The sequence below is a fragment of the Celeribacter sp. genome, from assembly GCF_048261515.1.
In the GTDB taxonomy this organism is placed as follows: Bacteria; Pseudomonadota; Alphaproteobacteria; order Rhodobacterales; family Rhodobacteraceae; genus Celeribacter.
In genome coordinates, this window is sequence record NZ_JBLXFZ010000008.1 from 73,609 (window position 1) to 95,406 (window position 21,798).

Below are 21,798 nucleotides of genomic sequence, written 5' to 3' on the forward strand. Positions count from 1 at the left end.
ACATTCGCACTACACAAACGCCCGCGCAAGCAGAGCTCGCGCGGGCGTGTTGTTCGGCTGGATCAGGGTCTGTTTTAGCGGACCACGTAGACCGAGCATTTGGCGTGGCGGACAACACGTGCGGCGTTCGGGCCGAGCAGGTAGTCCTTGAGATCGGGGCGGTGCGCGCCCAGAACGATCAGGTCGGCGTCCGCCTTTTCAGCGGTAAGCAGAATCTCGTGATAGGCCGAGCCGACACCGACGATGTGGCGGGTCTTGGCATTGGCTTCCTCACCGACGACTTTCGTCACCAGATCGTTGAGCAACTCCTTGGCGTGCTTCTTGGCATCCTTGGAGTGGCCCTCTTTGAAGAACCCGCCGACGACGCTCATTCCGAAATCGGGAATGACAGAGATCACGTCGAGTTGTGCCCCTTCCGCCTGCGCGAGATTGAACGCGGTGGACAGCACACGTGTTTCGTCTTCGGGTCGATTGACGTCGATGGCACAGAGGATTGTCTTGGTCATGCCGCAACTCCTTTCGAAGTAACCGCTTTAGCGCGGCCGTTTTGCAAGAATGCGATGAATGCCAGCAACAGAAGTGCAGGGATGAAGATCAGCTCTTTGGGGAGCTGGTTTGCCGGCGCCTGAATTGCGGTGATCTGAACGGGATCATCGCCGTAGAAGTCGAAGGTCGACAGTTTTTCGGACACGGGTGCGCCGAACATCGGCTCGTCGAGGCGCATAACATCGCCCTCGGGAGCCAGCATCAGGCCGAGCGCATCGAGGCGCGCGGCGGCATCGCCCTCGGGCACATTGAGTGCGAGGGTGAGTTCCTTGATCTCCAGCGTATCGAAGTCAGGTCCGGAGACCACCGTGCGCAGGGTCGAACCCTCGGGGGCTTCGGCCAGCGCCGCCTCGAACGCGATCGGTTCGATGTCGTGGTAGGGCGGCTGAACCTGGTTCATGAAGAAGCCGGGGCGGAAGAGTGCGAAGGCCACGAGCAGCAGCCCGACGGTCTCCCAAATCCGCGACTTCGTGAGGAAGTAGCCCATGGTCGCGGCGGTAAAGACAAGGATACCGATGGTCGCCACGATGAAGACGATCACGCCCTGAAGCGGCGTCACGTCAATGAGCAGCAGGTCCGTGTTGAAGATGAACACGAAGGGCAGCGCCACGGTGCGCAAGCTGTAGAAGAATGCGGTGAAGCCCGTGCGGATCGCATCCCCGCCCGACACGGCGGCGGCGGCGAAACTGGCGAGGCCCACAGGTGGCGTCACATCCGCCATGATCCCGAAGTAGAAGACGAAGAGGTGAACGGCGATCAGCGGAACAACGAGGCCAGACTGCGCGCCAAGCTCGACCACAACGGCGACCATGAGCGAGGAGACCACGATGTAGTTCGCTGTGGTGGGCAAGCCCATGCCGAGGATCAGCGACAGGATCGCCACGAAGATCAGCATGAGGATCAAGTTGCCGCCCGAGAGGAACTCGACGAAATCGGCCATCACCTGACCAATACCCGTCAGCGAGACAGTGCCCACGATGATACCCGCCGTGGCGGTAGCAAGACCGATGCCGATCATGTTGCGCGCGCCACTGATCATGCCTTCGACGAGATCGAAAAGCCCGTCTTTGAGCTGTGCGATGGCGTTGTCTTCACCACGGAAATACGCCTTGAGCGTCTTTTGCGTGAGCAGGATGAAGAACAACAGGAAGGTTGCCCAGAAAGCCGAAAGGCCAGGCGACTTGCGTTCGATCATCAGGAAGTAGACCAGCACGATGATCGGCATGAGGTAGTAGAGACCCGCTTTGTAGATCTGGGTCACATCAGGCAGTTCGACCAGCGCTGCATTGGGATCGTCGGCTTCCAGTTCGGGAACGGTCGCGGCCAGTTTGATCAGGGCAAGGTAAACAGCGCCAAGCAGAACTGCGAGCACCCAACCCGCACCTTCGGGCACGAGGGAGACAATCGCGCGGACAGGGAATTGTGTCGCGTAACACAGAAGTGCAAAACCCGCGAAGAAGAGGAACATGCCGCCAACGGTGCGGCCCAGAGACACGACCTTGTTGCCGATCGTGGGCATGTTGTTCTTCACCGCTTCGAGGTGAACGATGTAGACCAACGCGATGTAGGAAATCAGCGCGGGCAGGAAGGCGTGGGTGATAACCTCGAAGTAGGAAATCCCCACATATTCAACCATCAGGAAGGCTGCCGCGCCCATAACGGGGGGCATGATCTGGCCGTTCACGGAGGAGGCCACTTCGACGGAGCCCGCCTTTTCAGGGGAGAAGCCAACCCGCTTCATCAGCGGAATGGTGAATGTCCCCGTGGTGACAACGTTGGCAATCGACGAGCCGGAGATCAGGCCCGTTGCGGCGGAGCCGACAACGGCTGCTTTCGCGGGACCGCCACGCAGGTGGCCGAGCGCGCCGAACGCCATTTTGATGAAGTAGTTCCCCGCGCCCGCCTTATCGAGCAGTGCGCCGAAGAGGACGAAGAGAAACACGAATTTGGTGGAAACGCCGAGCGCGATGCCGAAGACGCCTTCCGACGTGATCCACATGTGGCTCATGGCCTTGCGAAGTGAGGCGCCCGCCCAACGGATCGAATCCGGGACGTTCTCGGATGCGCCGAAGAAGACGTAGCACAGGAAGATCAGTGCCAGCACGACCATGACAGGACCGAGTGTCCGATAGGCCGCGATGAAGAGGAAGGCGAGGCCCGCAACCGCGAACCATGCGTCCGTTTGGTCGGCCAGGCCGCCGTTGTTCACGATCTTCTCGTAGAAGACATAGCCATACATGGCCAGAATCGCGCCGCCAATGGCGAGTACCCAGTCATACCACGGCACCTTGTTGGTGGGGGCGGATTTGAACAGGGGATAGGCCATCGCGGAAAGGAAAATCGCGAAGGCGAGGTGGATCTGGCGGGCGTTGTTGATCACATCGCCAGGCAGGATGTAGGGCGAAACAGGTGAGGCCAAAAGCACTTGGAATATCGACCAGATCAGCGCTACGGCGGCGATAAATGTTCCGATCGGTCCAGGAACGACACGCGCGCCGCTATCTGATGCGGCCACCAGTTCCTGTAGTTCGTCTTCGTTAAGTGCTGATTTCTGTTTCTCAGACATGACGCCCCCTGTGACACTCTCTGGTGCCTGCGATGTTCCGATTATTATTGATTTTCATTAAACGAAATCGGGGGGCGGTATGTGCCGCCCCCCGCAAGAGTGTCAGAGTCGATTACTCGATCCAGCCTTGCTCTTTGTAGTACTTCGCAGCACCGGGGTGCAGCGGAGCGGAAAGACCCGCGGTTGCCATTTCCTCAGGCTTGAGGTTGGCGAAAGCAGGGTGCAGGCCAGTGAAGTCCTCGAAGTTTTCAAAGACAGAGGAAACAACGGCGTAGACGGCTTCCTCGGACACAGCGTCGGAGGTCACGAAGGTCGCGCCAACACCGAAGGTCGTGGTGTCTGCGTCGTTGCCGCGATACATGCCGCCAGGGATCGTTGCCTTACGATAGAAGGGATATTCTTCGATCAGACCGTCGACCACGTCGCCCGTCACGTTGACGAGTACGGAATCGCAAGCGGTGGTTGCTTCCTGAATGGAACCAGAGGGGTGACCAACGGTGTAAACCATCGCGTCGATCTGGTTGTCGCAGAGGGCTGCGGACTGCTCGGAAGCTTTAAGCTCGGACGCCAGTGCGAAGTCGTCGGTGGACCAGTCCATCGCTTCGAGAAGGACTTCCATCGTCGCACGCTGGCCAGAGCCAGGGTTGCCGATGTTCACGCGTTTGCCTTTGAGATCCTCGAACGAGGTGATGTCGGCATCAGCGCGGGCCACAACGGTGAAGGGCTCGGGGTGCACGGAGAATACCGCGCGGAGGCCTTCGAATGCGTCGCCTTCGAACTGCACGACGCCGTTATAGGCGTTGTACTGGATGTCGGATTGAGCGACGCCGAATTCCAGCTCGCCTTCCTTGATGGTGTTCACGTTGTAAACGGAACCGCCAGTGGATTCGACCGAGCAACGGATGCCGTGGTCTTTGCGGCCCTTGTTGACCAGACGGCAGATTGCGCCGCCTGTCGGGTAGTAGACGCCAGTGACGCCGCCGGTGCCGATGGTGATGAATTCCTCGGCAGCAGCGCTGGATGCCACGAGGGCACCTGCGGCAATAGCGGCCAGAGCGAAGGGGGTTTGTTTGGTCATGTTGTATCTCTCCCAAGTAACATGGTTTTTAACGGATGATAAAAGAACGTTTATCCCGATGGGTCAACCACATCGTTGAGCGCGCGGTTGATCCTCTCGACCTCAGCTATGCGATCAAGTGCTTCTGGGCCAGCTATACGCACCAATGCTGCCATGAGCGCTTCGAGAAAAAAGATGCTGGGCACATAGGAGGTGAAGAAGCCTGGTCCCTCGCAAGGCAGAAGAAACGAATCACTGGCGAAGGCAAGCGCGGGGCAAGTGTGACTGTCTGTGACCACGGCGGTGAAGGCGCCACGGTCGGCGGCGATGCGGGCGGCATGCACGGAGTTTCGCGCGCTTGGCACTTTGGTGAGGACCAGAACCGCGTCCTCCTCGGTGAGCTCGGCCAGTTCGGAGGCGTAGGACATGCCCGCGCGTCCTGCGACACGCCATGTGTCGCCTAGAAAGCTCACCATATATCCCATGTAATCCATCGCACCACTCGACCCTAATCCACCGATAAGCACGGTTTTTCGGGCGCGCGACAGGCGCTCGGCCACGCGGTCCAAACGGTCGCCGTCGAGCGCGCTGACCAGAGCGGTGATATTGGCGCGGCTGGCTTCGGCGTGGCGGGCAAGGAAGTCGGAACTGCGCCCCGTGTGGCCACTACGCAGGGTCTCGGCGCGGGCGGTGAAATGCGGCGTCACCGAGCGACGCAGATCCTCGCGCATCGCGTCCCGTAGCGCGGCATAGTCGGAAAAGCCGAGGATTCGCGCCAGACGTGACAGGGTGGCGGGAGAGACCCGCGCATCGCCCGCAACCTGTCGCAGGGAGCGGGTGAGAACGTCGATGGGATGGGCCACAAGGTGATTCCCTGCCTGCCTGAGTTGGGGGCTCAGATCGGGATAGGCGGCGGCCAGACGGTCGGAAACGGCTGAATTCATGGTCACTCCCGCGCAAAAACACGCTTGTGAGTGTTTCAAGTGTTTCAAAGATTGTCAAAGGAAGAAACATACGTTTCACAATGGGGCGTAACTCTAATGGAGTGTCGCCATGACCACCTCACACGTATTTCACCGCTCGTCCATCACCACCCCACCGCGCGCCGTGCGGGGCGAGGGATGCTATATCATTGACGCCGCAGGCAAACGCTACCTCGACGGCTCGGGGGGCGCGGCGGTGTCGTGCCTTGGCCATTCGGACGCCGATGTGATCGCGGCGATCAAGGAGCAGGTAAGCACATTGGCTTTCGCGCATACGGGGTTCTTCACCAACGACCCCGCCGAACGGCTCGCTGCGCGGCTGATCGACCATGCGCCCGAAGGGATCGAAAAAGTCTACTTCGTCTCTGGCGGGTCGGAAGCGGTGGAAACGGCGCTGAAAATGGCGCGGCAGTATGTGATCGAGATCGGCGAGCCTCAGCGCACCCGCTTCATCGCGCGGCGCCAAAGCTACCACGGCAACACGCTCGGCGCGCTGGCCGCGGGCGGGAATGCGTGGCGCAAAGAGCCCTTCGCGCCCCTCCTGCCCGAAAGCCATCACATCGCTCCTTGTGCGCCCTATCGCGACCGCGCGGACGGTGAGAGCCTTGAGGACTACGGGCGGCGGGTTGCGGATGAATTAGAGACAAAACTGGCAGAACTCGGCCCTGAAACGGTGATCGGTTTCATCGCTGAACCTGTTGTGGGTGCCACCATGGGTGCAGTTGGCGCGGTGCCTGGATACTTCAAACGGGTCCGCGAAATTTGCGACAGGCACGGTGTCTTGCTGATCCTCGACGAGGTGATGTGCGGTATGGGCAGAACGGGGACGCTCTTTGCCTGTGAACAGGACGGGGTGGTGCCGGACATTGTGACTATCGCCAAGGGATTGGGCGCGGGATATGTGCCCATTGGAGCAACGCTCTGCACGGGGAAAATCCACGATGCCTTTGCGAAGGGGTCGGGGTTCTTCCAGCACGGTCATACCTATATCGGACACGCGACCTCCTGCGCGGCGGCGGATGCGGTCGTCACGAAATTGACCGATGGGGGGCTGACCGCGCGGGCGGCGGAAATGGGTGAGAAGCTCGAAAAGGCTCTAAAGCAGGCATTATCGGACCATCCACACATCGGAGATATTCGCGGACGCGGTATGTTTCAGGGTCTTGAGATCGTGCGCGACCGCGACACGAAAGAACCGTTTGATCCCAGCGAGACCATCCACAAAAAGATCAAGGCGGCCGCATTCGAGGCGGGGTTGATTTGCTACCCGATGGGCGGGACGATTGACGGGCGAAGGGGCGATCATGTTCTCCTCGCGCCGCCTTTCATAATAAGTGATACGGAGTTGGAAGAATTGATCGACAAACTTGATAGCGCCATTCGGAGTGTGTTGGGATGAATGCGCTGGCCGATATCATGGTCGCGCCTAATGGCGCGCGGCTCCAGAAATCCGACCATCCGAATGTGCCCGTCACCACGGAAGAAATCGTCGCCTGCGCACTGGCCTGCGCCGCCGAAGGGGCGGGAGCCATCCATATCCACGTGCGTGACGAAGAAGGCCGTCATGTGCTGGATTCGGGTCGATATCGTGAAGTGCTTGCCGAGCTAGAACGTCAGGTTCCTCAGATGACAGCGCAGATCACCACCGAGGCTGTCGGGCGGTTCACTCCTCAGGAACAAGCGGCGGTCGCCTTCGACACAGATGCTCGCTACATTTCCGCCGCGCCGCGCGAAATCACGTCAGACGACATCGGGTTTGCCAAACGCTTCTACGCCGAATGTGCCGAGCGCGGGATCACGATCCAGCATATCCTTTACAGTCGAGATGACGCCGAGTCATTGACCCGAATCCTGACAAAAGAGGCTCTGACCTCGCCTGATCTGCAACTCCTCTTCGTGCTAGGGCGATACTCCGAAGACCGCAATTCCAAGCCCGACGACCTGCGCCCGTTTCTGGACTGGTTGCAGGAATCGCCCTTCTCGCCCGACTGGGCCTGCTGTGCTTTCGGTCAGGGGGAGACGGATTGCCTGACCGAAGCGGTGCGCGCAGGAGGCAAGTGTAGGATCGGGTTCGAGAACTCCACCGTTGATGCCGAGGGGCGGATTGCGCCCGACAACACGGCACGTGTTCGTGCTCTCGTGGCGCATCTGATACGGGCGGGGCTGCGATAGGTCGCGGGGCGGCTCCCTTCCATCTTCGCGCGCATCGTCATAGATGTGTGACACGAGCGGGCTACCCAGCCCGAAACGTCCGCGAAAGGAAGAGCTATGCGAATTTACGCCATCGGTGATGTGCACGGTCAGTTGGAAATGCTCAAGGCCGCACATGCGCGGATTGCGCGCGATAAGGCGGAGCATGGCGACGAGGCGGCGCAGATTGTCCACCTTGGGGACTACACGGATCGCGGCCCTGACAGTCGCGGGGTGATCGAGTTCTTGATGGATGGCGTGGCGCGCGGGGAGCCGTGGGTTGTGATCCGCGGCAATCACGACCGCATGTTCTGTCGTTTTGTGCGCAACGGGATCCCGCATGACGAGCAAATCAAATCGGGCAAAAGCTGGCTCCACCCTGCGCTTGGCGGAACGGCGACGCTGGCGTCTTACGGGGTAGAAGCGGAGGACGGCGATTTCGAAGTAGCGCATATGCGTGCCAAGGCCGCTGTGCCCGAGGCGCATATCGACTTTCTTGACCACCTGCCTCTGACCTACGAGTGGGAAGGGTATCTCTTCGTCCATGCGGGGGTCAGGCCCGGGGTGGCGTTGGAGGATCAGGCCGAGGATGACCTGATCTGGATTCGTGAGGGGTGGCTTGACCATCACGCGCCATTGCCGTGGATGGTGGTGCATGGACACACGGCGCTCGACGCACCGACGCATTTCGGCAACCGCATTGATATCGACAGTGGCGCGGGCTACGGCCGACCGCTTTCGGTTCTTGTGATCGAGAATGGCGCGGAGGAGATCGTGACTGAAACGGGGCGCGCGCCGTTAGAGCATATGCGACCTGCGTGACGGTCCGAATGTCCTGCGCATTTTCGGCAATCCATTAACCAAGGATTCATCGACGGGCGACACAGTAACATCAGTCCGCAATTGCGTGCGGGCAGGGATTTACGAGGTCGCACATGGACTTGTCAGAGACGCTCGCCGCAGAGCGCCGCGCACGATTGGCCGCCGAGAGGATGTTGGAGCTCAAACAGGCTGAACTCTATGACGCCAATCGAAAGCTGTCGAACCACGCGCTGAACCTGTCGGGCCAGATCATCGAGACGCGCGAGGAGGCTGAACACCTCAAGCATGATTACACGCGCGCGAAGAAGGATCTGGAGCGGGCGAACACGGCGATGGTAATCGCCGAGCGGCGCCTGTGGGATTCTCTGGAGACCATTCAGGACGGCTTTGCGGTGTTCAACGCGCAGGATGAGTTGGTCGCAGCAAACTCGGCCTATGTTCGGGTGTTCGACGGATTGGAGGCAGTCCGGCCAGGCATCACCTACGAGGAGATTGTCCGTCTGGCGACCGAGGAGGGGATCGTTGACATCGGTGACATGGCGCGCGAGGAATTTATCGAGGCGGCGGTGGCCCGCTGGCGCGCGCAGACACGCGAACCCCAAACGGTGCGGCTTTGGAACAACCAGTTCGTTAAACTGGTCGACCATCGGTCCCGCGATGGCGATATGGTGTCGCTCGGCCTCAATATCACTTCCACCATCCGTTATGAGGAGCGGTTGAAGAAGGCGCGGGTCAGGGCCGAAAGCGCCAACCGCGCCAAGTCCGCATTTCTCGCCAATATGAGCCACGAAATCCGCACGCCGATGAACGGTATGGTTGGTATGGCCGATCTGCTTGCGGATACGGATCTGACCGAGGAGCAGGCGCTCTATGTCGAGACGATCAAGTCGAGCGGCCATTCGCTGTTGAACATGATCAACGACGTGCTGGACTATTCGAAAATCGAAGCCTCCAAACTCTCGCTCCATCCCGAGGAATTCGACCTTGAGCGTTGCATTCAGGATGTGCTGGTCCTGCTCCAGCCCACGGCGGCGCAAAAGGGTCTAAGCCTCGTCATTGACTACGATATGTTCTTGTCTACGCGCTTTATCGGCGATCCGGGGCGGGTGCGTCAGGTGCTGACCAATCTCGTGGGAAATGCGGTCAAGTTCACCAAGGAGGGCCATGTCATCGTGCGCGTGGTCGGATTGCCAGCCAAGGAAGGCAGTCGCGAGCGCGTCCATGTTTCCGTCGAGGACACAGGCATCGGCATTCCCGACGACCTGCGCGACCATATTTTCGGAGAGTTCAATCAGGTCGAGGACGAGCGCAATCGTTCCTTCGAGGGTACGGGGCTTGGCCTTGCGATCACGCGCGAGTTGGTGAGCCTGATGGGGGGCGAGGTTTGGGTCGATAGTGTCGAGGGCGAGGGGTCGGTGTTCGGCTTCCATCTCGAAATGGAGATTGCGGGCGATGCGCCGTCCAGCTCGCTGCCCAATTGGGTGCAGAACGCGATGGTGATCGACCACGTGGCCGCGCACCGCGATATCCTGAGCAAACAGCTGGCGGCGCTCGGTGTGCTGACCAAGAGCTTCAAGTCGGTGCAGGAGGCGATAACGGCCGCGTCCGCCGCCGAGGTCGTGTTGTTGAGCGCAGATATGCCTGACGGTGCGTATACGGAAATGGTGGAAAAACTGCGGAAGGCGGGCATCCGCGCGCCTATCGTCCTGATGATTAGCGGGATGCATCGCCTTAAGCTTGCTGACGAGAGGGAGATGGTTGTTCTGCAACGTCCGCTGCTGCGTTCCGACCTATGCGCGGCGATGGCGAAATTGGAACCCTTCGAATTGCCGCGCGATGATGCGCCGAGTGACTGGGGCGGCGCGTGGCAGCCGAATGCGGCCGCTGATCCGATGAACGACGCCGTGACCGCTGCTGCTCCGTCCGCGCCTCGGCGGATGCGCATACTTGCGGCGGAGGATAACAAGACCAACCAGTTGGTATTTAGCAAGATGATTAAGGCGCTTGATGTGGAGTTGAAATTCGCCAGCAACGGGCGCGAGGCGATTGACCTCTACAAGAGTTTCAGCCCCGATCTTGTGTTTATGGATATCTCCATGCCCGAGGTGGACGGGAAAGAGGCGACGCGCGAAATCCGCAAGATCGAGGAGACCACGGGCCGCCATGTGCCCATCGTGGCGATGACGGCACATGCGATGGCTGGTGACGAGGAGGAAATCCTCTCCCACGGGCTGGATCACTACATGACCAAACCGCTGCGAAAGGCCGCGATCATCGACCGTATCCTGATGGAGCACGTGCCCGAATGCCGCCCCGTTGCGCCGATGGATGACCAGCCCGCCGAGGTGCAAGGAGATAGCGGCACCGCGTTGAAAGCGTGATTTAGCTCTCGGTCAGAATGTCCAGAAAGGCCGTGCCGAAACGCTCGGCGGGGCGTTCGCCCACAAGTCGGGTGAGTGCGGAGAGGTCGCGCGGACGCAGACTGGCGATACGGGCCAGTTGCGCATTTGTCAGAGAAATCGGCTTCAGCGTTCCGCATTCGCCGCGCTCCAGACGTTGCTGCGCATCAAGTAGGCGGTCGAACACATCGCCCTTGCCACCTGCCGCAAGCTTGCGGCGCGAGGGATGGGTGGCGGGGGGCGAAACGCCGAGGATCACCGAGAGAAACAGCTCGCCGTAACGCTCCAGTTTTTTCGCGCCGACACCGCCGATGCGAGCCATCTCATCCAGTGTCTGTGGACGGGTTTCGGCCATCTCGATGAGCGTGCGATCCGCGAAAACGACATAGGCGGGCACGCGGGCTTCTTCTGCCAGAGCGCGGCGTTTCGCTTTGAGCGCGGAGAGCAGCGGTGCGTCCGCCTCGCTCACCAGCGCGCGCACAACAGGGCCAGACTTGGCACGGGTGATCGTGTCGCGGCGTAGGGTGATCTTTGCCTGTCCCTTGAGGATCGGGACGGCGGGTTCGGTCATGAACAGCGCGCCGTGGCGGTCGGGGTTCGGGCGGATGAGATCGGCCCCCATCATCTGACGGAAAATCGCGTTCCACTGGCGTTTGTCATAGGCGCGCCCGATGCCGAAGACGCTCAAACTGTCATGCCCCCATTGGCGCACCTTGTCCGATGTCTTGCCCATGAGCACGTCGATCAAATGTCCCGCGCCAAAGCCCTCGTCGCAACGCAGAACAGCGGACAGCGCCATGCGCACGGCTTCGGTCGCATCGAAAAGCTCGGGCGGTTTGTCACAAAGGTCGCAATTGCCACATTTGGGCGCGCCTTCCTCGCCGAAGTAGCCCAGAAGCGTTTGGCGGCGGCAGACCTGCGCCTCGGCCAGACCAAGGAGCGCGTTGAGCCTCGTGTGGTCAGCGGCACGTCGTTCGGGCGGGGCTAGGCCCTCGTCGATCTGCGTGCGGCGGAAGCGGATGTCGTCGGGACCGTAGAGCGTGAGGGTTTCGGCGGGGGCACCATCGCGGCCCGCGCGGCCGATTTCCTGATAGTAGGCTTCGACGGATTTCGGCAGATCGGCGTGGGCAACCCAGCGGATATCGGGCTTGTCGATGCCCATGCCGAAGGCAACCGTGGCCACGACAATCAGCGCGTCTTCCTGTTGGAAACGGCGTTCGACATCGCGGCGATCCGATCCCTCCATCCCGCCGTGGTAATGCAGCGCGTGGTGGCCTGCCTCGTTGAGCGCGCGAGCCAGTGATTCCGTCTTTGCCCGCGTGCCGCAGTAGACGATGCCCGACTGTCCCTTGCGAGCGGCGGCGAAGTCGAGGATCTGGCGGCGGGGACTGTCCTTGACCGCGAAGGCGAGGTGGATGTTGGGGCGGTCGAAGCCGTGGAGAAACACCTGTGGCGTGTCGCCGTCGAAAAGCCGCGTGATGATCTCGTCGCGGGTTTCGGCATCGGCGGTGGCGGTGAAGGCGGCCAGAGGCACGTCGAGGGCGCGGCGCAACTCACCAATCCGAAGGTAATCGGGGCGGAAGTCATGGCCCCACTGGCTGACGCAATGCGCCTCGTCCACGGCGATGAAGGAGACCTTCGCGCGGCGCAGCATGTTGAGCGTGCCTGAGGAGGCCAGCCGTTCGGGCGCGATGTAGAGCAGTTTCAACGAACCGTTTGTGAGCGCGGTATAGGTCGCGTCGTTCTCGTCTTCGGTGTTGCCTGAAGTCAGTGCGCCCGCCTCGACCCCCGCCGCGCGCAAGGCAGTGACTTGATCGCGCATGAGCGCAATGAGCGGGGAGATGACGATAGTTACCCCGTCTTGGCACAGCGCGGGCAGTTGGAAGCACAGGGACTTCCCGCCGCCCGTGGGCATGATTGCCAGCACATTTGCGCCTGCACCCACAGCGGCGACGATTTCCTCCTGTCCGGGACGGAAGGCGTCAAAGCCGAATACGGAGGCTAGGAGAGACTGCGCCTGTGAGGTGTCGAATGCCATGTTTTTTCTGCTCGCTGATTTGCCAGCAGAGTCGCATGCGGCGGCGGCTGCCTCAAGGGCTATTCGCCCTGAAGCGGGGCCGCGATCACAGGAAGTGGTGGATGTTGTTTTGGATCACGATCTCGATGGCGTAGATGCCGATGAAGGCAATGAGAGGTGCGAGATCAATCCCGCTCATCGCGGGCAGGACGCTGCGGATCGGACGGTAGATCGGCTCCAGAAGGCGGCTCAATCCTTCCCAGATCTGGTAGACCAGCGGCTGGCGCATGTTCAGCACCTGAAAGTTGATCAGCCAGCTCATGATGATGTGCACGATCATGATGAATTTCACGACGCCGAGGATCATGAGGAGGATTTGCAGGATGGAGAGCATTATGGTGGCCTTTTCTCGTCAGGTGTCGGGAATATCTAGGGATTTGCGGTCTACTGCGCAAGGTGCGACGGCGCATGACCGTTAATGTTCCCCCTGATGCCCATTGTTTCGCAACGTCCTGGTTGACGCCGCAGTGCAGCAGGGCAAAGGTGCGGCCATGTATCCATTGATCCGCTCCTTCTCCGAAATCGTCAAAGGGCGCCGCGCTGCGCCTCTTGGTCTCTATGAAACGCATGTCTCGCACCACATCTGCTGGCCGTGGGATATCGACCTGTGGATGGAACTCAACAACGGGCGCACATTGACGCTTTTCGATCTGGGCCGCATTTCGATGGCCGAGCGAAACGGGTTTTCCCGCGCGCTTCGCGAGGGCGGATTCGGTCTCGTCGTGGCGGGAGCATCGGTGCGCTATCGCAAGCGGATCACCTCCTTTGAACGCATCGAGATGCGGACGAAACCCGTGGGCTTCGACGAGCGATTTTTCTACGTGGTGCAGGAGATGTGGAAGCGTGATGGCATCTGCGCCAATCAGGTGCTGATCCGTGGCGCTGTGACGAAAAAGGGCAAAATGGTGCCGCCCTCCCAGTTGCTCGATCTGATCGATCCTGATGCGGAGCCTCGCGATCTGCCCGAATGGGTGGCCGCATGGGCCGAGGCCGACAGCAAGCGCCCGTGGCCGCCTGAACCGATCTGATCCGACGACGCCCATTGTCATTGCCTTGTGCCGCGTTTGCCTGTTCAATCGAGAAAAACCGCACGAGGGCTAAGGGGCAGGGACATGGCGGCGCCGTCACATGGAAAACGTATCTGGGGCTGGATGATGTATGACTGGGCCACGCAGCCCTATCATACGCTCGTTATCACATTCATTTTCGGACCCTATTTCGCCGAGCAGGTCATCGCGATGCTGACCGCCGATGGTATGTCCTCGGATGTTGCCAAGGCGCAGGCCCAGTCGATCTGGGGCTACGGGTTGGCGCTCGCTGGTCTTACGATTGCGCTCCTTGCGCCGATCCTTGGTGCGGTGGCTGATAGCACGGGGCGGCGAATGCCGTGGATCAGGGTCTTCTCCGCGCTCTATGTGGTCGGCGCCTTCGGGTTGTGGAGTGCCGCGCCTGCGGATTTCCCCGTTGTGACCGTGCTTCTCGTTTTCGGCATCGGGATGATCGGGCTGGAATTCACCACGATCTTTACCAATGCGATGCTGCCCGATCTGGGGACGCGCGAGGAGATCGGGCGGATTTCGGGCAACGGTTGGGCATGGGGCTATGTCGGTGGGTTCATTTCCCTGATCATCATGCTCGTCGCCTTTGCCGAGAACGAAACAGGCGTGACGTTGATCGGAATTGCGCCGCTCTTCGGCCTCGATGCGGCGGCACGAGAGGGGACGCGGTTTGTCGGACCTTTCGTGGCGTTGTGGTTCGTGCTTTCGATGGTGCCGTTCTTCCTTTGGGTGCGCGAGCCGCGCAATGGTCACGGGGGGCACGGTGCGGGCTTTGGCCAAGGGCTGCGTGACCTCGGTGCGACCCTGCGCAGCCTGCCCGCGCGGCGGTCCCTCTTTGCCTATCTCGGGTCGTCGATGTTCTACCGAGATGCACTCAATGGCATGTATACCTTCGGGGGCATCTACGCGCTCGGTGCGCTCGAATGGTCGGTCGTGGACATCGGCGTATTCGGGATTCTGGGTATCGTGACAGGGACGATCTTTGCCTATTTCGGTGGCATCGCGGATGCACGGTTCGGGCCGAAATCCGTGATTGCGGTTTGCATTGTGTTGCTCATGGGCGTTGCGGGTTTCATCCTCACTATCACGCGCGAGAGCGTTTTGTTCATCGCCGTGGCCCAAGACAGTGCCTTGCCCGACATTGCGTTCTATGTGGCGGGTGGTGTGATCGGAGCCTGTGGCGGTGCGATCCAGTCGGCGAGCCGTACGATGATGGTGCGCCAAGCGAATCCCGAACGTATGACCGAAGCCTTCGGCCTCTACGCGTTGTCGGGGAAGGCCACCTCTTTCCTCGCGCCCGCGCTCATTGGCGTGGCCTCCGATATCACAGGATCGCAGCGCCTCGGCATTACGCCGCTGATCGGCCTTTTCCTTATCGGTCTTATCCTGCTAGCGTGGGTCCATCCCGAAGGCGAAGAGGTTTAGCCATGCGTCGAGTTCTCCTGTCCCTATCAATCTGCCTTGGCCTTGTGGCTTGTAGCGATGACCACGTGGACCGACCCTCGCATAAAGTGACGGTGTCGTCGTCCGATTACCGCCCCGCAAAACAGCTCTTTGGCGCGATGAAGACTTCCTCGACAGGTTCGTCTGAGGCCTTTGGTTCTTATTCCAAGGGCTGCGTTGGCGGTGCGGTGCAACTGCCCGAAACCGGTCCGACGTGGCAGGCGATGCGCCTGTCGCGCAACCGCAACTGGGGACACACGACCCTCATTGATTTCGTGAAAGACCTCTCGCGCAAGGCTGCCGCGCAGCCTGGCTGGGCGGGGATCTATGTCGGGGACATGAGCCAGCCGCGTGGCGGTCCGATGCTGACGGGCCACGCCAGCCACCAGATGGGCCTCGATGTCGATTTCTGGATGCTGCCGCCCAAGCGCCTTGACCTCACGGTTGCCGAGCGTGAAAACCTGTCGTCGATTTCGACCCGCCGTGCGAAGGGGGCCTATGTCAACGACAGCTGGACGCCGCAGCACCATGAGGTGCTCAAGGCTGCTGCATCCGACCCGCGTGTCGCGCGCATCTTTGTCTTCCCTGGTGCGAAGGTGCAGATGTGCAACGACGAGAAAGGCGACCGCGCATGGCTCAACAAAATCCGTCCGTGGTATGGGCATCACTACCATTTCCACGTGCGCCTGAAATGTCCCAAGGGGGATCGCGCTTGCGTTGATCAGGCTCCGCCGCCCGCGGGGGACGGTTGCGCCGATGCGGAGAAATGGGTGCAGGACATCCTTGATCCGCCGCCACCAAAACCGCGCGATCCAAACGCGCCGCCACCAAAACCCAAAGCTGAAATCACAATGGCGAGCCTTCCCGCGCAATGTTCATCCGTTCTCTCCTCGCAATAATCCTTTTCGCCGCTCCTGCCTATCCGCAGGAGGCGACGCTACTGGGAAGCTATCGCTGGGAGGACGCAAACGCCCTTCACGGCGGGTTCTCCGCACTTGAATTCGACGCGTCGGGGCAGAAGTTCATCACCGTGTCGGATCGCGGTTCTGTTGGTGTGGGGCGGGTGCAACGTGATGAAAATGGCGTGGTCTCTTCCGTCACGCTTGAGGGGTTGGCCCCACTCAAGGGGGTGAATTCCGACGAATTGTCGCGCTACGATACGGATTCCGAGGGGCTGGCAGTTGCCGAAGATGGCACGCTCTACGTGAGTTTCGAGGGCAACCACCGTATCTGGTCCTACGCCACGCCGAATGCGCGCGCCGTGCCGATTGACGGCCATGTGGATTTCGCCTCGCTCCAGACCAATTCGGGCCTTGAGGCGTTGGCTGTGGATTCGAAGGGGAGGCTCCTGACGCTGCCCGAACGCTCGGGCGACAAGCTGCGACCCTTTCCTGTCTACCGCTACAACGGCAACACATGGAGCCAGCCATTTGCTCTGCGGCGCGACGGTGAATACCTGCCTGTGGCTCTGGATGTTGGGCCCGACGGGCGGCTCTATCTCCTTGAGCGCTGGTTCCGCGGTATCGGGTTTTCGAGCCGCGTGCGGCGGTTTGATCTGGGTGAAGAGGGGCTGTCGGGTGAGGTCACATTGATCGAAACGGGCCTTGGCACCCACGACAATCTCGAAGGGATGGCCGTGTGGCGTGACGAGGCGGGGATACGCATCACGCTTATCTCCGACGACAATTTCAAGCCCTTCCAGATCACCGAATTCGTGGACTACCGCGTCGCCGACTAGCTGTTTAGGGCTTGTCACAATGGGATATGGGCGGTAAATGCCTGCATCCCGCCCGTATGGGCCGAGTTGCCGTCACCTTCGATAAAAAACGGAAAGACATCATGACACGCATTCTCCCCGGCATCATTGCCATGGCCGCCATCGTTGTGGCCTCCAATATCCTCGTGCAGTTCCTGCTCCTCGACGGGCTGCTGACATGGGGGGCTTTCACCTACCCCTTCGCCTTCCTCGTCACAGACGTGATGAACCGCGTCTATGGCGCTGGACCTGCGCGGAAGGTGATCTTCGTGGGGTTCGTCACAGGTGTCATTTGTTCACTGATCGGAACGCAGATCATGTTGCAGGGGGATGGCTATGCATATCCCGCCGTGGCGGTGCGTGTTGCGGTCGCGTCGGCCACGGGTTTCCTCGTCGCGCAGCTGGTAGACGTCTTTGTTTTCAATCGCTTGCGACATGGCGCATGGTGGCGGGCGCCGTTGGCTTCTACGTTGGTGGGGTCGGTGCTGGATACGGCGCTGTTCTTTACGCTGGCCTTTTCGCAATCCGTTGTCTTCTTCGGCCCTGCGGCTGATGCGCAGATCTCGTGGGCGTGGGAAGCGATGCCGTTCCTGACTTTTGGCGCCGAAGTGCCGCTCTGGGTCTCGCTGGCGGTGGCGGACTGGGGTGTCAAACTTGCCATCGCATTGATCGCCCTCGTGCCGTTCCGCCTCATTGTTGGGCGTCTGATGGCACGTATAGTATAATTTCACTTGCCATACACAAAATCTGTGGCACCATCATCCTATCGGCAATTCATCGAAAGGAGGTGGCCCAGTGTCTAGAGTGATAGTGGAATTTGAGGTCAAGACAGTCGGGGGGGCCGACACCTGAGGGCAGTCCCGAAGGCAAAACACCTCCGATTGGGCTTCCCTAACTGGCCCATTTCCTAAGATCTCGAAGGGCTGCTGATCTGGCAGCCCTTTTCCTTTTGCGCCCCGAACACTACCGTCAGACATGCGTCGGATATGCGTCGGACATCCGTATGTCATCCATTTTTGTCAGGAATTCCCGAGGAACCACCCCCCATGAGCCTCAAAATCACAGACGAGATCGAGATCGCGGATTGGGAACTCACCGAGAGCTTCATGCGCGCATCGGGACCAGGGGGCCAGAACGTCAACAAGGTCTCCTCGGCGGTGGAACTGCGGTTCGAGGCCGAGCGCTCCCCCAACCTGCCCGCCCACGTCAAAAACCGCCTGCGCAAACTGGCGGGACGCCGATGGACCAAGGACGGCGCGATCATCCTGCAATGCGACGAAACCCGCTCACAGGTCCGCAACCGTGAGATCATCCGAGAGCGCCTCGTCGCGCTCGTCAAACAAGCAACCGAGCGCCCCAAACGCCGCATCAAGACCAAACCGACCCGCGGATCGGTCGAGCGTCGGATCAAGGCGAAGAAGGTGCGGAGCGATGTGAAGAAGCTTAGGGGGCGGGTTGATTAGTGGTTCTCTGAATCTGAGACAATGCGCCGCCATGAGTGTTTCTTGCCTTTAACTTTTGGCGTTTGCTCAATTTCACCAGCTTCACGCAAACGATAGAAAACATTCTTCATTGTGTTTTCCGACTTAATCCCTGTTAATTCTCGAGCCTGTTGATTGGTGATTTGAGGATTGGACTTTAGATAATCTAGAACCATCTGCTCAGGTGACGCCAAGCTTTCGTGTTTTAGTGTTACGAGGAAGCCGGCTTCTTTCTCTTCAAAAATAGGGTTCTTGAGTCTAAGTTTTTCCATGACCTCAAGAGCCGTATTAATACCCTCGCCAACATCTTTGTTCGGAGGGTTCTTGAACTTGTTAATCAGTCGAACAATTCGCGGATTTCGTGCAAATTGAGTTTTCGCAATATTGTCTGAAGTAACGTGTCCCGGTAGTTTTCCCGGACTTTCAATTTCCACACGATTGTCAAATATCCGTATCTGAACATCTGCCGCGATACTGTAGTCACGATGCAAAACAGCATTTGTAACGAGCTCATGGAGCGCTTCTTCCGGATACTCCACTTTCTCCATGCCCTTCGGTCCTAATTTTTCAATCCCTTCAATTATCTCCCTAACGCGAGCGACAGCCTCATAAATCAAAGTGTAGAGGGGGCCTTCAATGGTTTCGGGGTCGCCCACCAAATAGTCACGTTCTGCGTCGTCCTTTGTTTGGTAGCGAAGAATTTTGATCGCTGATCTTTTCGGGAGAATGGCTTGCGGCGAATCCGCAAAAAGCAAAATTGCAGCTACATTCGGGCGATCATCCGAAATTAGAGATTGTTTCATTAGCCAATCATAAGGTTCGCCGGTCGGAACCATGTCGAGCATGAACTCAATAATTGTGTCGGAATTCGAAACTAAATCGTGATTGGAGTTAACTAACTCGTCTTCATATGAAACTAGACCTTTATCGAACCTTAAGCGATCAAGAGCATCGCCAGTTACTTTGATGCTTTGTGCGCCTTTGCGGACATATGCGTTACCGTCTGTTCCGGTGATAACAGATTGAGTTTTTTCAATTTGTATGTGTAGGGTGAGCCCATTCTCTCCTTCAGCCTCCCAGAATTCCACTGAAAAATTGCTTCCAACGGGGTCAAGACCATGAATCATCTGTAAGAAGCCATTCGCGGCTTCTTGGTTCTCGAAACCGTTCCAAACTAGAGCACGTTTATGCGGGTCTGAGACTTCCTCGATTCCGACAATTATTTCCCCCCCACTTGCGTTTGCAAATGCAGACACAGTCTTGGATAGTCGCGCCGGCTTAATTTCTTTGCCTTTAAAGTCCAGAAAATGACTTTCTTGACGTGCTAAAACAGTGCTTAGATCCTGCGATGATACTTTAACCACACCAATCATTGTCTATCCTCTTAATCGCTTTTCTCAAAAAGAGACCTAAACCACCACATCCATAGCACGTTGTTCCCCAACACCAAACACCCGCTTATAGCGTGCAATCTCTTCGGCGGGCCCCATCGCTTTGCGGGGGTTGTCGGAGAGTTTCACCGTGGGTTTGCCGTCTGCCTCAATCGCTTTACACACCAGTGAGAAGGGCGCGAGGGCGTCGTCTTTGACCAGACCTCGGAAGTCATTGGTCAGCAGCGTTCCCCAACCAAAGGAGGTGCGCACGCGGCCTTTGAACTGTTTGTGCAGCGCGATGATTTTGTCTTCGTCCAGACCATCGGAGAAGATGACGAGCTTTTTGGTCGGGTCTTCGCCGCGTGATTTCCACCAGTCGATGGCCACTTCGGCCCCTGTCGCGGGGTCGCCGCTGTCGATGCGGATGCCTGTCCAGCCCGCGAGCCAGTCGGGGGCGTTGTCGAGGAAGCCGCGCGTGCCGTAGGTGTCGGGCAGAATGATGCGCAGGTTGCCTTCGTGTTCCTCGTGCCAGTCGGCCAGCACGTCATAGGGCGCTTGGGCCAGTGCGGCGTCGTCCTTGGCCAGTGCGGAATAGACCATGGGCAATTCGTGGGCATTGGTGCCGACCGCTTCGAGATCGCGTTTCATCGCGATGAGGCAGTTGGAGGTGCCCGAGAATTTGTTGCCCAAGCCTTCGAGCATCGCCTGCACGCACCAGTCCTGCCAGAGGTAGGAGTGGCGGCGGCGGGTGCCGAAGTCGGCGATCTTGACCCCGTCGAGCGGTTTGAGGCGTTCGATCTTTTCCCACAGTTTGGTCATGGCGCGGGCGTAGAGGACTTGGAGTTCGAACTTGCCCATGTCGCCCAGCACGGCGCGGGAGCGCAGTTCCATGAGGATCGAAAGCGCGGGGATTTCCCACAGCATGACTTCGGGCCATTTGCCCTCGAAGGTCAGCTCGTATTGCCCGTCGCGTTTCTCCAAGTGGTAGGGGGGGAGTTGGAGGTTTTCGAACCATTCCATGAAGTCGGGGCGGAACATCTGGCGTTTGCCGTAGAAGGTGTTCCCGCGCATCCATGTGCTTTCGCCACGGGTGAGGGAGAGGGAGCGGACGTGGTCGAGTTGTTCGCGCAATTCGCCCTCGTCGATCATCTCGGCAAGGCGCACGGATTTGGTGCGGTTGATGAGCGAGAAGGTGACGTTGGTGTCGGGGCGGTTGCGGAACACCGACTGGCACATCAGCAGTTTGTAGAAGTCGGTGTCGATGAGGGAGCGGACGATCGGGTCGATCTTCCACTTGTGGTTATAGACGCGGGTTGCGATGTCGACCATTTTGCGGCCCCCTTCTCTTAAGTCGGTTCGGTTAAAGAGGGCCGCGCGCTGTTTTGCAAGGTTTGGTTGGGGCGGTGCCCCTTTGCGCGGGGCGGGTGAGACCCTAAAGCAGGGTTACGCCCGCCGCTTTCATCCCGTCGCGGGCCGCAGTAAGCGAGCCGTCGAAGTCGATGGCGCGGCACAGGTCCATGCGCACGGAGGTGGTGAAGCCCAGTTTGGCGGCGTCCACGGCGGAGAAGTTAACGCAGAAATCCGTGGCCAGTCCGACCATCGTCAGCTTGTCGATCCCGCGCGTGCGTAGGTAGCCTTCGAGCCCCGTGGGGGTTTTGTGATCATTCTCGAAAAAGGCGGAATAGCTGTCGATAGCGGGGTTGAAGCCCTTGCGGATGATCAGGTCGCCATCGGTGCGCAGGTCATTGTGGAAGGCGGCGCCGTGGGTGCCTTGGATGCAGTGGTCGGGCCAGAGCACCTGAGTGCCGTAGGGCATTTCGGTGGTGGTCATCGGCTCGGCCCCATGCGTCGAGGCGAAGGAGGAATGCCCCGCGGGGTGCCAGTCCTGCGTCAGGATCACGGTGGTGAAGTCGTCCATGAGCGCATTGATGCCGCCCACGATCTCGTCACCGCCCGCGACCGCCAGAGCGCCGCCAGGGCAGAAGTCGTTTTGCACGTCAATCACGATGAGGGCTTCGGTTGCTGGACGCATGATCATTCTCCTTTG

The 21,798-nt window shown here is 59.5% G+C and carries 19 protein-coding genes; 10 read left to right on the forward strand and 9 right to left on the reverse strand.

Features of this window, described 5'->3' with window-relative positions:
* Positions 1 to 74: 74 nt before the first annotated feature.
* The 4 genes from ACN0SC_RS14340 to ACN0SC_RS14355 all read right to left on the reverse strand — a co-directional run bounded on the left by ACN0SC_RS14340 (position 75) and on the right by ACN0SC_RS14355 (position 5,113).
* The gene (locus ACN0SC_RS14340; protein ID WP_417250371.1) at positions 75 to 506 is read right to left on the reverse strand and encodes a universal stress protein; all 432 of its coding nucleotides are present in this window, start codon (positions 504 to 506) and stop codon (positions 75 to 77) included.
* Entirely contained in the window at positions 503 to 3,112 is a 2,610-nt protein-coding gene (locus ACN0SC_RS14345; RefSeq protein ID WP_417250372.1) for a TRAP transporter permease, read from the reverse strand. The genes ACN0SC_RS14340 and ACN0SC_RS14345 overlap by 4 nt, the downstream gene beginning before the upstream one ends.
* 112 nt (positions 3,113 to 3,224) lie before the next feature.
* Positions 3,225 to 4,190, reverse strand: a complete 966-nt coding sequence (locus ACN0SC_RS14350; RefSeq protein ID WP_417250373.1) for a TAXI family TRAP transporter solute-binding subunit — start codon at positions 4,188 to 4,190, stop codon at positions 3,225 to 3,227.
* A 50-nt stretch (positions 4,191 to 4,240) separates the two neighbouring features.
* Positions 4,241 to 5,113: a MurR/RpiR family transcriptional regulator gene (locus ACN0SC_RS14355; RefSeq protein ID WP_417250374.1), complete on the reverse strand. Its 873-nt coding sequence runs from the start codon at positions 5,111 to 5,113 to the stop codon at positions 4,241 to 4,243.
* Positions 5,114 to 5,222: 109 nt separating this feature from the next.
* On the opposite strand from ACN0SC_RS14355, the gene ACN0SC_RS14360 reads away from it, so the two are divergent.
* The 4 genes from ACN0SC_RS14360 (at position 5,223) to ACN0SC_RS14375 (ending at position 10,545) form a co-directional block, all read left to right on the forward strand.
* The gene (locus ACN0SC_RS14360; protein ID WP_417250375.1) at positions 5,223 to 6,551 is read left to right on the forward strand and encodes an aspartate aminotransferase family protein; all 1,329 of its coding nucleotides are present in this window, start codon (positions 5,223 to 5,225) and stop codon (positions 6,549 to 6,551) included.
* Positions 6,548 to 7,324, forward strand: coding sequence for a 3-keto-5-aminohexanoate cleavage protein (locus tag ACN0SC_RS14365; protein WP_417250376.1), 777 nt, complete (start codon positions 6,548 to 6,550; stop codon positions 7,322 to 7,324). The genes ACN0SC_RS14360 and ACN0SC_RS14365 overlap by 4 nt, the downstream gene beginning before the upstream one ends.
* Positions 7,325 to 7,420: 96 nt before the next feature.
* Positions 7,421 to 8,164: a metallophosphoesterase family protein gene (locus tag ACN0SC_RS14370; protein ID WP_417250377.1), complete on the forward strand. Its 744-nt coding sequence runs from the start codon at positions 7,421 to 7,423 to the stop codon at positions 8,162 to 8,164.
* Between the two features lie 113 nt (positions 8,165 to 8,277).
* Positions 8,278 to 10,545: an ATP-binding protein gene (locus ACN0SC_RS14375; RefSeq protein WP_417250378.1), complete on the forward strand. Its 2,268-nt coding sequence runs from the start codon at positions 8,278 to 8,280 to the stop codon at positions 10,543 to 10,545.
* Between the two features lies 1 nt (position 10,546).
* On the opposite strand, the gene recQ is transcribed toward ACN0SC_RS14375, so the two are convergent.
* Positions 10,547 to 12,601, reverse strand: coding sequence for a DNA helicase RecQ (gene recQ / locus ACN0SC_RS14380; RefSeq protein ID WP_417250379.1), 2,055 nt, complete (start codon positions 12,599 to 12,601; stop codon positions 10,547 to 10,549).
* Between the two features lie 85 nt (positions 12,602 to 12,686).
* Positions 12,687 to 12,974: a YggT family protein gene (locus ACN0SC_RS14385; protein ID WP_417250380.1), complete on the reverse strand. Its 288-nt coding sequence runs from the start codon at positions 12,972 to 12,974 to the stop codon at positions 12,687 to 12,689.
* A 157-nt stretch (positions 12,975 to 13,131) separates the two neighbouring features.
* On the opposite strand from ACN0SC_RS14385, the gene ACN0SC_RS14390 reads away from it, so the two are divergent.
* The 6 genes from ACN0SC_RS14390 (at position 13,132) to arfB (ending at position 18,360) form a co-directional block, all read left to right on the forward strand.
* Positions 13,132 to 13,668 carry an acyl-CoA thioesterase gene (locus ACN0SC_RS14390; protein ID WP_417250381.1) on the forward strand — a complete coding sequence of 179 codons (537 nt, stop codon included), beginning with the start codon at positions 13,132 to 13,134 and terminating at the stop codon, positions 13,666 to 13,668.
* A gap of 84 nt (positions 13,669 to 13,752) precedes the next feature.
* Positions 13,753 to 15,123 carry an MFS transporter gene (locus tag ACN0SC_RS14395; protein ID WP_417250382.1) on the forward strand — a complete coding sequence of 457 codons (1,371 nt, stop codon included), beginning with the start codon at positions 13,753 to 13,755 and terminating at the stop codon, positions 15,121 to 15,123.
* Between the two features lie 2 nt (positions 15,124 to 15,125).
* On the forward strand, positions 15,126 to 16,040 hold the full coding sequence (mepA, locus tag ACN0SC_RS14400; RefSeq protein WP_417250383.1) for a penicillin-insensitive murein endopeptidase: 915 nt from the start codon (positions 15,126 to 15,128) through the stop codon (positions 16,038 to 16,040).
* Positions 16,013 to 16,879 carry an esterase-like activity of phytase family protein gene (locus ACN0SC_RS14405; RefSeq protein ID WP_417250384.1) on the forward strand — a complete coding sequence of 289 codons (867 nt, stop codon included), beginning with the start codon at positions 16,013 to 16,015 and terminating at the stop codon, positions 16,877 to 16,879. Before mepA ends, ACN0SC_RS14405 begins: the two co-directional genes overlap by 28 nt.
* A gap of 101 nt (positions 16,880 to 16,980) precedes the next feature.
* The gene (locus tag ACN0SC_RS14410) at positions 16,981 to 17,622 is read left to right on the forward strand and encodes a queuosine precursor transporter (RefSeq protein WP_417250385.1); all 642 of its coding nucleotides are present in this window, start codon (positions 16,981 to 16,983) and stop codon (positions 17,620 to 17,622) included.
* A 321-nt stretch (positions 17,623 to 17,943) separates the two neighbouring features.
* Positions 17,944 to 18,360: an alternative ribosome rescue aminoacyl-tRNA hydrolase ArfB gene (gene arfB, locus ACN0SC_RS14415; RefSeq protein ID WP_417250386.1), complete on the forward strand. Its 417-nt coding sequence runs from the start codon at positions 17,944 to 17,946 to the stop codon at positions 18,358 to 18,360.
* Here arfB and ACN0SC_RS14420 read toward each other — a convergent pair.
* The 3 genes from ACN0SC_RS14420 to pncA form a co-directional block, all read right to left on the reverse strand.
* The gene (locus ACN0SC_RS14420) at positions 18,357 to 19,751 is read right to left on the reverse strand and encodes an ATP-binding protein (protein WP_417250387.1); all 1,395 of its coding nucleotides are present in this window, start codon (positions 19,749 to 19,751) and stop codon (positions 18,357 to 18,359) included. The two genes, arfB and ACN0SC_RS14420, sit on opposite strands and share 4 nt — an antisense overlap.
* 36 nt (positions 19,752 to 19,787) lie before the next feature.
* Complete coding sequence (gene pncB / locus ACN0SC_RS14425) at positions 19,788 to 21,080, reverse strand: nicotinate phosphoribosyltransferase (protein WP_417250388.1); 1,293 nt, start codon at positions 21,078 to 21,080, stop codon at positions 19,788 to 19,790.
* Positions 21,081 to 21,183: 103 nt separating this feature from the next.
* Positions 21,184 to 21,783: a bifunctional nicotinamidase/pyrazinamidase gene (gene pncA / locus ACN0SC_RS14430; RefSeq protein WP_417250389.1), complete on the reverse strand. Its 600-nt coding sequence runs from the start codon at positions 21,781 to 21,783 to the stop codon at positions 21,184 to 21,186.
* Positions 21,784 to 21,798: the final 15 nt, after the last annotated feature.

Bases quoted from the DNA above. Each gene is read 5' to 3' on its own strand.
- ACN0SC_RS14340 (WP_417250371.1), bottom strand. From the start codon at position 506: ATGACCAAGACAATCCTCTGTGCCATCGACGTCAATCGACCCGAAGAC.
- ACN0SC_RS14345 (WP_417250372.1), bottom strand. From the start codon at position 3,112: ATGTCTGAGAAACAGAAATCAGCACTTAACGAAGACGAACTACAGGAA.
- ACN0SC_RS14350 (WP_417250373.1), bottom strand. From the start codon at position 4,190: ATGACCAAACAAACCCCCTTCGCTCTGGCCGCTATTGCCGCAGGTGCC.
- ACN0SC_RS14355 (WP_417250374.1), bottom strand. From the start codon at position 5,113: ATGAATTCAGCCGTTTCCGACCGTCTGGCCGCCGCCTATCCCGATCTG.
- ACN0SC_RS14360 (WP_417250375.1), top strand. From the start codon at position 5,223: ATGACCACCTCACACGTATTTCACCGCTCGTCCATCACCACCCCACCG.
- ACN0SC_RS14365 (WP_417250376.1), top strand. From the start codon at position 6,548: ATGAATGCGCTGGCCGATATCATGGTCGCGCCTAATGGCGCGCGGCTC.
- ACN0SC_RS14370 (WP_417250377.1), top strand. From the start codon at position 7,421: ATGCGAATTTACGCCATCGGTGATGTGCACGGTCAGTTGGAAATGCTC.
- ACN0SC_RS14375 (WP_417250378.1), top strand. From the start codon at position 8,278: ATGGACTTGTCAGAGACGCTCGCCGCAGAGCGCCGCGCACGATTGGCC.
- recQ (WP_417250379.1), bottom strand. From the start codon at position 12,601: ATGGCATTCGACACCTCACAGGCGCAGTCTCTCCTAGCCTCCGTATTC.
- ACN0SC_RS14385 (WP_417250380.1), bottom strand. From the start codon at position 12,974: ATGCTCTCCATCCTGCAAATCCTCCTCATGATCCTCGGCGTCGTGAAA.
- ACN0SC_RS14390 (WP_417250381.1), top strand. From the start codon at position 13,132: ATGTATCCATTGATCCGCTCCTTCTCCGAAATCGTCAAAGGGCGCCGC.
- ACN0SC_RS14395 (WP_417250382.1), top strand. From the start codon at position 13,753: ATGGCGGCGCCGTCACATGGAAAACGTATCTGGGGCTGGATGATGTAT.
- mepA (WP_417250383.1), top strand. From the start codon at position 15,126: ATGCGTCGAGTTCTCCTGTCCCTATCAATCTGCCTTGGCCTTGTGGCT.
- ACN0SC_RS14405 (WP_417250384.1), top strand. From the start codon at position 16,013: ATGTTCATCCGTTCTCTCCTCGCAATAATCCTTTTCGCCGCTCCTGCC.
- ACN0SC_RS14410 (WP_417250385.1), top strand. From the start codon at position 16,981: ATGACACGCATTCTCCCCGGCATCATTGCCATGGCCGCCATCGTTGTG.
- arfB (WP_417250386.1), top strand. From the start codon at position 17,944: ATGAGCCTCAAAATCACAGACGAGATCGAGATCGCGGATTGGGAACTC.
- ACN0SC_RS14420 (WP_417250387.1), bottom strand. From the start codon at position 19,751: ATGATTGGTGTGGTTAAAGTATCATCGCAGGATCTAAGCACTGTTTTA.
- pncB (WP_417250388.1), bottom strand. From the start codon at position 21,080: ATGGTCGACATCGCAACCCGCGTCTATAACCACAAGTGGAAGATCGAC.
- pncA (WP_417250389.1), bottom strand. From the start codon at position 21,783: ATGCGTCCAGCAACCGAAGCCCTCATCGTGATTGACGTGCAAAACGAC.